A 9,828-nucleotide genomic window follows, 5' to 3' on the forward strand; every position below is an offset into this window, starting at 1 on the left:
TGGGTTGCTGCGCAGCAGCATAAAAAAGTAGCCCCGGCTAGCGGGGCTACACAAGATGAACATCCGTGACCTTTCGGCTGGGAGCTCTCTTTTGGGTAAGACAAAGATAACAAAATTATCCTATAAAAAAACTTGACTTTTAAGACAGTACCTTGTGGGCGAGCCGCAGTAGAGTTAGCTACTGGAGGTCATGTAATGGAAAGTTCTTTTTACTACTTGGTATAAGTTGTAGCCGAATCCTGAAAATCCAAATTCAGACAAACTTGGATTCAAGAAACAAATAATCACAGAAATAAAAAGAATCACCGTAAATCAAAGGTTCAGACAAACGGGCAGAGACAATGGTGGCAGGTGCAGTGTAGTTTTTTTAGAGAAAATTCAACCACAAAACGCTACTCCCCCAATGCCACCCGTAGCTTCAGAAGTTCGGAATGGCCCTGGTCATCGTCGGTGACAGCCAGCACAGTGTAGGAATTTTCTGCTGCCGCTTTCTCCACAACCACTACTGCTTCGGCTTTGCCTTTAAACGCAGTACCGTCCGGTTGGGTAATCAACGCAGAAACCAGGCTTGCCGACTCTGCTGTACCTGCCACCACAGCCGCTGCTGGTATGTAGCCGACAAAACTGCCCAGCACTTCGCCGTCTTCAATGGCATTGGTTGTACTTTCCACCGAGGCCGTAAAGAAAAGCTTATCATCAAACAGGTACGCTCCGGAAAAACCGGCACCGAAACCATTGATTTGCTGCAGCATGAAAACCGCTACAGCATATGCAGGCGGTGCCGTTGAACGACCTCTCAGGAAAGAGATAAATTCAGCAAGATCGTACGTGACCAGCACATTGCGGCCGTTCCCGAGCCCGCGCTGCAGCAGGTGGAGCTTTCCATCTCCGGCGGCAATGCCTTCTATGTTGAGCAAGTTCCCGTTCACTACCCGCTTATCCTGTTGCAGCCTGTCATACAGCTTCGCCAGCGAGAGCCGCTCTACGACCGGCGAAAGCGGCTCGTGTAGTGAGATCAGGTAAGCCTGACGCCGGGCTGGAGCAGAGCCGGAACCGAGCAGCAGCAAATATGTTTCGCCGTCGAGCTCAATTTTTGTCATACTTTCCAGGTCCTCTTTCTCCTCCTTTACTACTCTGCCACTACCAAAACCAGCTGTATCCGTTAAGGAAATCCGTTTTATCTCCTTAAAAGTTTTATCCAGCACGTACAGGTAAGGGGAGTCGTCGCCGGTAACATAATACAGCCCCTGGTGCGCTTCCATGCCCGATGCCGAAGGAATATGCTCATAAAAAACTTCCTGCTGAATGACGGCAGTTGCAGCTATATCCTGCTTCGCGATGGCTTGAGTTGTAGCCGTAGCTGTACGAGCAGTGTTTTCGGGTTGGCTGCAGGAGCCACAAAGGCAGCAAAGCAACAGCAGGAAAAGCAGTTCAGTGTTACGAAACTTCATTTTGTAAGTAGTTTTTTGAAATGTACTTACGGAAAACAGTCAGAACCGCTGAAGCCGGAAAACGAAATGATGCGGCAGCGGCCTGCATCACAGCGAAATTGCCTTTTTACAGCAGAAATATGTTATGTTTTTCTAAAAAACGGGGTAACTTTGCGCTTTAATCAGGCATTGTACAAAATTTATAAAATCCGTTCAGCCCTCAGAAGATGAACCAGATACCAGAGGTTATCAGAACCGTTCCTTTAGAATACTACCTGTACTTTAGTTCTGCACTGTTTGTAATCGGCATTATCGGCGTTCTTACCAGACGCAATGCCATTGTTATTTTCATGTGCGTGGAGTTGATGCTGAATGCAGTAAACATATTACTGGCAGCGTTTTCAGCCTACCGCTCCGACCCAACCGGGCAGGTGTTTGTCTTCTTTATCATGGCAGTGGCGGCAGCAGAGGTCTGCGTGGGCCTGGCCATTATCGTGATGATTTACCGCAACCTGCGCTCTACCGATGTACAACTGCTGAACCACCTGAAGTGGTAACAGCTCCTTTTATTTAATCTGAACAGTTCAAAATAACTTTACGCTCCATGCAAGAAATAGTAATGCCCTTCGACAAACAGGAAATGGCGCTGCTGTGTTTGCTTATCCCGCTCCTGCCCTTTATAGGTTTTGCTATAAACGGACTTGGCAACCGTAAACTGCCCAAAGGGCTGGTAGGACTGCTAGGCTGTGGCACCGTGCTGGCTTCCTTCCTTATCGCGGTTTACCTTTTCATGGATTTCACATCCGGCGGAAGTCGTCCTTACACGGTTAGTATTTACGACTGGATTTCGGTTGGGCGCCTGCAAATCGGCTTCTCGTTCCTGATCGACCAGCTTACGCTCTTCATGCTGCTGATGGTAACCGGCATCGGTTTCCTGATTCATGTGTATTCGGCGGGATATATGAGCCACGATGAGAACTACGGCAAATTTTTCGCTTACCTGAACCTGTTCATGTTCTCGATGCTGCTGTTGGTAATGGGCTCTAACTACGTGATGATGTTTGTGGGTTGGGAAGGCGTTGGACTCTGCTCTTACCTGCTCATCGGCTTCTGGAACAAAAACACCAACTATAACAATGCAGCCAAAAAAGCTTTCGTCATGAACCGTATCGGTGACCTGGGCTTTTTGTTAGGCATCTTCCTGATTTTTATCACCTTCGGAAGCGTAAGTTACCCGGAAGTATTTGCCTCTGCCGCACAAACACCCGGCCTGAACGGCAGCACCGTGATGATATCCATTACCCTGCTGCTGTTTGTTGGTGCCATGGGTAAAAGTGCCCAGATTCCGCTGTTCACCTGGCTGCCCGATGCGATGGCGGGTCCTACACCGGTTTCGGCACTCATCCACGCGGCCACCATGGTGACGGCCGGCATTTACATGGTAGTGCGCTCCAACGTGCTGTTCATCATGGCGCCGACTACCCTGGAATTTATCGCTGTGATTGGCCTGGCAACAGCCCTGCTGGCTGCCACCATTGGCCTGGCGCAAAACGACATCAAAAAGGTACTGGCCTATTCTACCGTGAGTCAGCTGGGTTACATGTTCCTGGCGCTGGGGGTAATGGCGTTCTCTTCTTCGCTTTTCCACGTACTCACACACGCGTTCTTCAAGGCGCTGCTCTTCCTTGGTGCCGGTAGCGTGATCCATGCCATGAGCAACGAGCAGGACATCCGCAACATGGGCGGCCTGCGCAAAGCACTTCCCATCACCTTCCTGACCTTCCTGATTGGCACACTCGCGATCTCGGGTATTCCGCCGTTTGCAGGTTTCTTCTCGAAAGATGAATTGCTGGCACACGTGTTCATGCACAGCAAAGTGATGTGGTTCTTCGGTCTGCTGGCCTCGTTCATGACTTCTTTCTACATGTTCCGCCTGCTGTTCCTGACCTTCTTCGGCAGCTTCCGGGGCACCGAAGCACAGCGCCACCACCTGCACGAGTCGCCTGCCGTTATGACCATTCCGCTTATCGTACTGGCTATCCTGGCTACCTTCGGTGGTTTCCTGGGTATTCCGGCAGTGTTCGGCGCGGACCATTTCATCGGCAACTATCTTTCGCCGCTTTACACCTACGCCAAAGGCATAAATGCAACGCCGTTTGAACCTATCCATTTATCCCATGAAACAGAGTACCTGCTCATGGGTATTTCGGTAGCCGTGGCCGTGGTGGCGATCATCATTGCCTATGTGATGTATGTGAAAAAGAACACGGTACCGGCTCCGGAAGATGCCCGTCTGGCGCCTGCACACAACCTCGTGTACCACAAATACTACATCGATGAATTGTACAACGCCCTTATCGTGCGCCCGCTGATGTGGATGTCCGGTGCCTTCCACCGCTTTGTGGATGTGGTGCTGGTGGACGGCGTTGTGAACGGTGTAGGAAAATTTGTGATGCTGAGTGGCCGCACCCTGCGCTATGCCCAGAGCGGCGCCATTGGTTTTTACCTGATGGTGATGGTGTTCAGCATTGTCCTGATTCTATTTTTAAACTTCTTTATCGGATAAGGTTCTTAGAAGATGATTACAGCTTTATTACTTTTCTGGCCTGCATTGGCGGCCCTGCTGGTGCTGCTGATAAATGGACCGGGAGCCAAACGGGTTGCCTTTATAGCAGCGCTCGTTGAATTTGCCATTGCACTTTTTGCTGTTACCAGTTTCACGACAGGCAGCACCCTTCCACAGTTTGGGTTAAGTATTCCGTGGGTAGAGCGGGCCGGCATCAGCTTCAGCATCGGCATGGATGGCATCAGCCTGCTTATGGTACTCCTGACAACATTCCTGGTGCCCCTGATTGTACTGTCTTCTTTTAAGCACGAATATAAAAACCCGAACACCTTTTATGCGCTGATCCTGTTCATGCAGACGGGACTGATCGGGGTGTTCGTCGCACTGGATGCCTTTCTGTTTTACTTCTTCTGGGAAGTAGCCCTGATTCCGGTTTATTTTATTGCCGCCATCTGGGGAGGTGCCCGCCGCATTCCGGTTACCTTCAAGTTCTTTGTGTACACCATCTTCGGCTCCTTCTTTATGCTGGCCGCCTTCCTGTACCTGTACTTCCAGACGCCCGGCACTGGTGTAGCCGCACATTCCGCACACATCAACGCTTTTTACCAGCTGTCACTCGACTCCGACACGCAGAGCTGGCTGTTCTGGTTCCTGTTCCTGGCCTTCGCCATTAAAATGCCGGTTTTCCCGTTCCACACCTGGCAACCCGACACCTATACCGAGTCGCCGGTGCAGGCGACCATGCTGCTGGCGGGTATTATGCTGAAGATGGGTATTTACGGCGTGCTGCGCTGGCTGCTGCCTGTGGTGCCACTCGGGGCTAGTCAGTGGCTGGATGTGGTGCTGATCCTGTCGATTATCGGCATTGTGTACGGCTCCATCATTGCCATCCGCCAGCGCGACCTGAAACGCCTGATTGCCTATTCTTCTATTGCCCACGTTGGCCTGATTGCAGCCGGTATCTTCTCGCTGACAGAGCATGGCCTGCAGGGAGGCGTTATCCAGATGCTGAGCCACGGCGTGAATGTAGTTGGCCTGTTCTTCATCATTGATATTATCTACAGCCGCACCCGCACCCGCGAAATCTCCAGCCTGGGCGGGATCACGCAAACCACACCGGCACTTTCTATTTACTTTATGATTCTGCTGCTGGGTTCGGTGTCGCTGCCGCTTACCAATGGTTTTGTAGGTGAGTTCCTGCTGCTGTCGGGGGTGTTCCAGTACAACAACGTGTATGGTGGCATAGCCGGCTTAACCATTATCCTGGGTGCTGTGTACATGCTGCGCATGTTCCAGGGTGTGATGCTTGGCACCAAAACCCCAGAGACGGAAGTTTTTGCTGACCTGACGCTGAACGAGAAAGCAGTGCTGATTCCGCTGGTGATTATGGTTTTCTGGATTGGCCTGTTCCCCAACACCTTCCTCGAAATTTCTGAACCTGCTGTTGGTAACCTGCTCAACATCATCCAGAGAAGATAATTTAAGAACCGATTTTACAGGAAATACGACGACATGACTTCGATTATTCTTCTAACAAGCTTTGGCATAATTAACCTTTTCGTAGGCTTTATGAAATCGAAAAGGATTCTGCTGCCCCTGGCACTGCTGTTTCTGCTGGCAGTACTTGGCGCGAACCTGCTGCAGTGGAACGATACCCAGAGTTACTTCAACAACATGCTCACCATCGATAATTATGCGGTGGGCTTTACCGGCATAATGGTGCTGTCTACGCTCCTGATCCTGCCGTTCTCGCAGCGCTACATTACCGAGCAGGATGATAACATTGCTGAATTCTACTCGCTGCTGCTCTTCTCGCTGGTGGGCGCCATCATGATGGTGAGTTACGAAAACCTGCTCATGCTCTTCATCGGTATCGAGATTCTGTCGATTGCGATGTATGTGCTGGCGGGCAGCAACAAGAAAAGCATCCGCTCCAACGAGGCATCGCTGAAGTACTTCCTGATGGGTTCTTTCTTTACCGGCATCCTGCTGTTTGGCATTGTGCTGATTTACGGCGCCACCGGTTCTTTCGACATTACCCGCATTGCCGGTGCCGCACAGCGTGCCGAGAGTGTGGAAGGGGTGATGTTCGGCCTGGGCATGCTCCTGATTGTAGCCGGCATTTCCTTTAAAATCGCGGCAGCTCCTTTCCACTTCTGGACACCGGATGTGTACGAAGGCACCCCTACCCTTTTCACTACGTTCATGTCGACGGTGGTAAAGACAGCGGGTGTGGCTGCATTTTACAAGCTCATGGCCTCCGCCTTTGGCGCTTCTTACGCCACCTGGTACCCAACGCTGGTAGCCATTACAGTGCTCACGCTCCTGGTTGGCAACATCGGGGCGGCGGTACAGACGAACATGAAACGCATGCTGGCCTACTCCAGTATTTCACATGCCGGTTACCTGCTGATGGCGCTGATAGCACTGAACGAGCGCTCCGAATCGTCTATTTTCTTTTACTCGCTGGCCTATTCGGTTGCCTCCATCGCCTCTTTTGGCGTGCTGAAACTGGTAACGGTACAACGCGACGACGAAACCTTCGAAGCCTTCAACGGCCTGGGCAAAAGCAACCCGATGCTGGCCTTCGCCATGACGGTTTCCATGCTCTCGCTGGCAGGCATTCCGCTGACGGCAGGTTTCTTTGGCAAGTTCTTCATCTTCTCGTCGGTAATTGAAGGGGGCGACATGATCTGGCTGGTGGTAGCTGCACTGATTCTGGCAGCTGTGGGTATCTACTACTACTTCAAGGTAATCATTGCCATGTACATGCACCCGGCAGGCAACTTCGCGCCCGTAAAAGTGAGCAGCCTGGTATCCGTTGTCCTGATTATCATCACAGCACTTACCATTATCCTGGGCATCGCACCTGCGCTGGCAAGCGATATATTGTAAATTTACTTTTCTATAAAAACAGCATTCGCTGCCATGGGAGTTTCGCTCTTGTGGCAGCGATTTTTATTTACAACATCCCAAGACCACGCAGCGTCTTCCAGACCTACGAGCGTCTGGCCAACAATGGAGCAGCAGAGGCTGTGGTGGCAGGTGCAGTTAAAAAGTAGGGACAGGTTGCGATCCAATCGTTGTTCCTGCCACCACAGCCTCTGTTCAAATTTAACACCTCCTCAAACATACAATAAGCTCACCCCCTCCTCCTGCACCTCCAGCCGCGCTTCTCTGCCACACACCATTGCCAGGTTATGCGGCTCGTGGCCTACCGGGAAACCAAAACAGACAGGGTAGTCGTACTTGCCGGTGTGTTCTGCAATAATCTCGTAGGCATCTTTCCCGAACGGAATCGCATTATCATTCATGTCGCTCATGTAGCCCACTACCAGCCCTGCCAAATTAGCCAGTTTGCCGGAGCGGTCGAGGTGCACGAGCATGCGGTCGATGTGGTAAAGGTATTCGTCCAGGTCTTCGAGGAACAAGATTTTGCCCTCGGTGCGAATATCGGAGCGGGTGCCGGTGAGGGTGTGGAGCATGGAGAGGTTGCCGCCCACCAGTTGCCCTTGCGCGGCGCCGGTACGGTTGAGCGGGTGAGGTGCGATAGTGTAGCCGATAGGCTCGCCGAAGAGTACCTGCCGCAGGCTCTCGATAGCTTCGGCAGTACCTGCTTTTGTGAACACGACCGGCATGATGGCATGCACCGATTCTATCCCGAAGTTGTGCACATGGCTGTGCAGGGTGGTAACATCGCTGAAACCAACAAGCCATTTCGGGTTCTCCCGGAAAAAGCTGAAATCCACCTGGTCGACGATGCGGGTGGTGCCGTAGCCGCCGCGGGCGCAGACAATGGCTTTGATAGCAGGGTTATCGAGCATCTGCTGCAGGTCGAGCAGGCGCAGCCTGTCGTCGCCGGCAAACTGGTTATAGTCAGCGCCTATCGTGCGCCCTACCACCACCTCCAGCCCCCAGCTTTCAAAAACACGGATAGCGGGCTCGATTTCCTGTAAACTTATTTTGCGGGCAGTGGCCACAATGGCTATCGTATCGCCCGGACGAAGCGGCTGAATCATAATTGTAATAGTTGGCTCATGGCGAAGATATAGCTTTTTAGGTAAAATTTGCGCCACCGGATTTTTTTGGAGAACTTCGGAAAAATCTGATCTGCCCTTATCACTCCCTGCGCTGGTGCTGTAGCTCAATCTCACAGCACCCGGGAGTATTGGTGCGAACAAAACAGCTCAAGGTATGCCTGAATTACAACAGAAAAAGAAGTCCGGGATCGACAGGTTCCTATCCGTGATCGAGCGCATTGGCAATGCCCTGCCGCATCCTGCTACGCTTTTTGCCGGTTTTGCTTTGCTGGTGGTGGTGCTCTCGTGGGTGGCGAGCCAGTTCGATATGGCGGTGGTGCATCCCGGTACAGGCGAAACGGTAACACCGGTTAACCTGCTCTCGCGCGAGGGCCTGCACATGATCCTGACGCGCATGGTTACCAACTTTACCGGCTTCGCGCCGCTGGGAACGGTGCTGGTTTCGTTGCTGGGCATTGGGATAGCAGAAGGCACCGGGCTGATTGGCGCGGTGCTGAGGCTGGTAGTGCTCTCGTCGCCGAAGCGTCTGCTCACGTTTGTGATTGTGTTTGCCGGTGTTATCTCCAACACTGCCAGCGAAGTGGGCTATGTACTGCTGGTGCCCTTGGCTGCCGTTATTTTCCTGGCCGCAGGGCGCCATCCGCTGGCCGGCCTGGCGGCAGCCTTTGCAGGTGTTTCGGGTGGCTACAGTGCCAACCTGCTACTGGGCACCGTCGATCCGTTGCTGGCCGGCTTGTCTACCGAAGCGGCTAAAATTATTTCGCCCGGTTACATCGTAAACCCGGCGGCGAACTACTACTTTATGTTTGCCTCAACCTTTCTGATAGCTGCGTTGGGCACCTGGGTAACCGAGAAGGTGGTTATTCCGCGCCTGGGGGTTTATGCCGGAGAAGAAAAACCGCAGTCGATCGACCGCCTGAATGCGCAGGAGAAACGCGGACTGCTCTATGCAACCATTGCCATCGCCCTGATGACGGCATTTATACTGGGTGGCCTGCTACCGGAAAACGGTTACCTCCGCGACCCGGAAACCGGCGAAATCCTGCACTCGCCTTTCATGTCGGGCATCGTAGCGTTTATTTTCCTGCTGGCCGGCATTTCCGGTATCGCGTATGGTATAGGCGCCAAAACCATCCGCAACGACAGCGATGTAATGCGGGGCATGTCCAAATCGATGGAAACGCTGGGTTCGTATATTGTGCTGGTGTTTTTTGCGGCGCAGTTTGTGGCTTATTTTAACTGGACCAACCTGGGCCTGATACTGGCCATCAACGGCGCCGATGTGCTGAAGACGATGGGGCTGAGTGATATTCCGCTAATGGTGATGTTTATCCTGGTGGCCGCTACCATAAACCTGGTGATGGGAAGCGCTTCGGCCAAATGGGCCATTATGGCGCCTGTGTTTATCCCGATGTTTATGCTGCTGGGCTACTCGCCGGAGTTTACGCAGGTGGCTTACCGCATCGGCGACAGCGTGACCAACATTATCTCGCCCATGATGTCGTATTTCGCGCTGATCGTGGCCTTTATCCAGCGGTACGATAAAAATGCCGGCATCGGAACGGTTATCTCCACCATGCTACCGTACTCGGTTGTGTTCTTCATCGGCTGGACCATCCTGCTCATTATCTGGATTCTGACCGACCTGCCCATTGGTCCGGGCGCTGAAATGTACCTGCCTTAGCAGTTTCAGACGACTTTGTTGCAACGAGTCTGTCCTTTTCAAGATTTCTCTCTTAGAGCTGGTTTACGTTATTTTATAAGCCACAGGTATTCCCCTCTGTCGCAACAG

At 52.3% G+C, this 9,828-nt stretch carries 7 protein-coding genes; 5 read left to right on the plus strand and 2 right to left on the minus strand.

The window, feature by feature from the left end; all coding sequences use genetic code 11:
- Window positions 1-392: 392 nt before the first annotated feature.
- On the minus strand, window positions 393-1,451 hold the full coding sequence (locus DCW36_RS04575) for a DUF6929 family protein (RefSeq protein WP_128396943.1): 1,059 nt from the start codon (window positions 1,449-1,451) through the stop codon (window positions 393-395).
- 206 nt (window positions 1,452-1,657) lie between these two features.
- Here DCW36_RS04575 and nuoK point away from each other — a divergent pair, with 206 nt between their 5' ends.
- Genes nuoK through DCW36_RS04595 form a run of 4 tightly spaced genes read left to right on the plus strand, consistent with a single transcriptional unit; the run spans window position 1,658 to window position 6,891 of the window.
- Entirely contained in the window at window positions 1,658-1,987 is a 330-nt protein-coding gene (gene nuoK / locus DCW36_RS04580; protein WP_114784916.1) for an NADH-quinone oxidoreductase subunit NuoK, read from the plus strand.
- A gap of 47 nt (window positions 1,988-2,034) precedes the next feature.
- Window positions 2,035-3,996, plus strand: coding sequence for an NADH-quinone oxidoreductase subunit L (nuoL, locus tag DCW36_RS04585; protein WP_240676050.1), 1,962 nt, complete (start codon window positions 2,035-2,037; stop codon window positions 3,994-3,996).
- Between the two features lie 12 nt (window positions 3,997-4,008).
- A complete protein-coding gene (locus tag DCW36_RS04590; RefSeq protein WP_114784920.1) occupies window positions 4,009-5,475 on the plus strand; it encodes a complex I subunit 4 family protein in 1,467 nt (488 codons plus the stop codon).
- Between the two features lie 33 nt (window positions 5,476-5,508).
- Complete coding sequence (locus tag DCW36_RS04595) at window positions 5,509-6,891, plus strand: NADH-quinone oxidoreductase subunit N (RefSeq protein WP_114784922.1); 1,383 nt, start codon at window positions 5,509-5,511, stop codon at window positions 6,889-6,891.
- A gap of 230 nt (window positions 6,892-7,121) precedes the next feature.
- Here the strand turns inward: DCW36_RS04595 and DCW36_RS04600 are convergent, their stop codons facing one another.
- Window positions 7,122-8,015: a S66 peptidase family protein gene (locus DCW36_RS04600; RefSeq protein ID WP_114784924.1), complete on the minus strand. Its 894-nt coding sequence runs from the start codon at window positions 8,013-8,015 to the stop codon at window positions 7,122-7,124.
- 175 nt (window positions 8,016-8,190) lie between these two features.
- On the opposite strand from DCW36_RS04600, the gene DCW36_RS04605 reads away from it, so the two are divergent.
- Complete coding sequence (locus DCW36_RS04605) at window positions 8,191-9,720, plus strand: AbgT family transporter (RefSeq protein ID WP_114784926.1); 1,530 nt, start codon at window positions 8,191-8,193, stop codon at window positions 9,718-9,720.
- The last annotated feature ends 108 nt before the right edge of the window (window positions 9,721-9,828 follow it).

The sequence above is a fragment of the Botryobacter ruber genome, assembly GCF_003347595.2.
GTDB classification, from domain to species: Bacteria; Bacteroidota; Bacteroidia; order Cytophagales; family Hymenobacteraceae; genus Pontibacter; species Pontibacter ruber_A.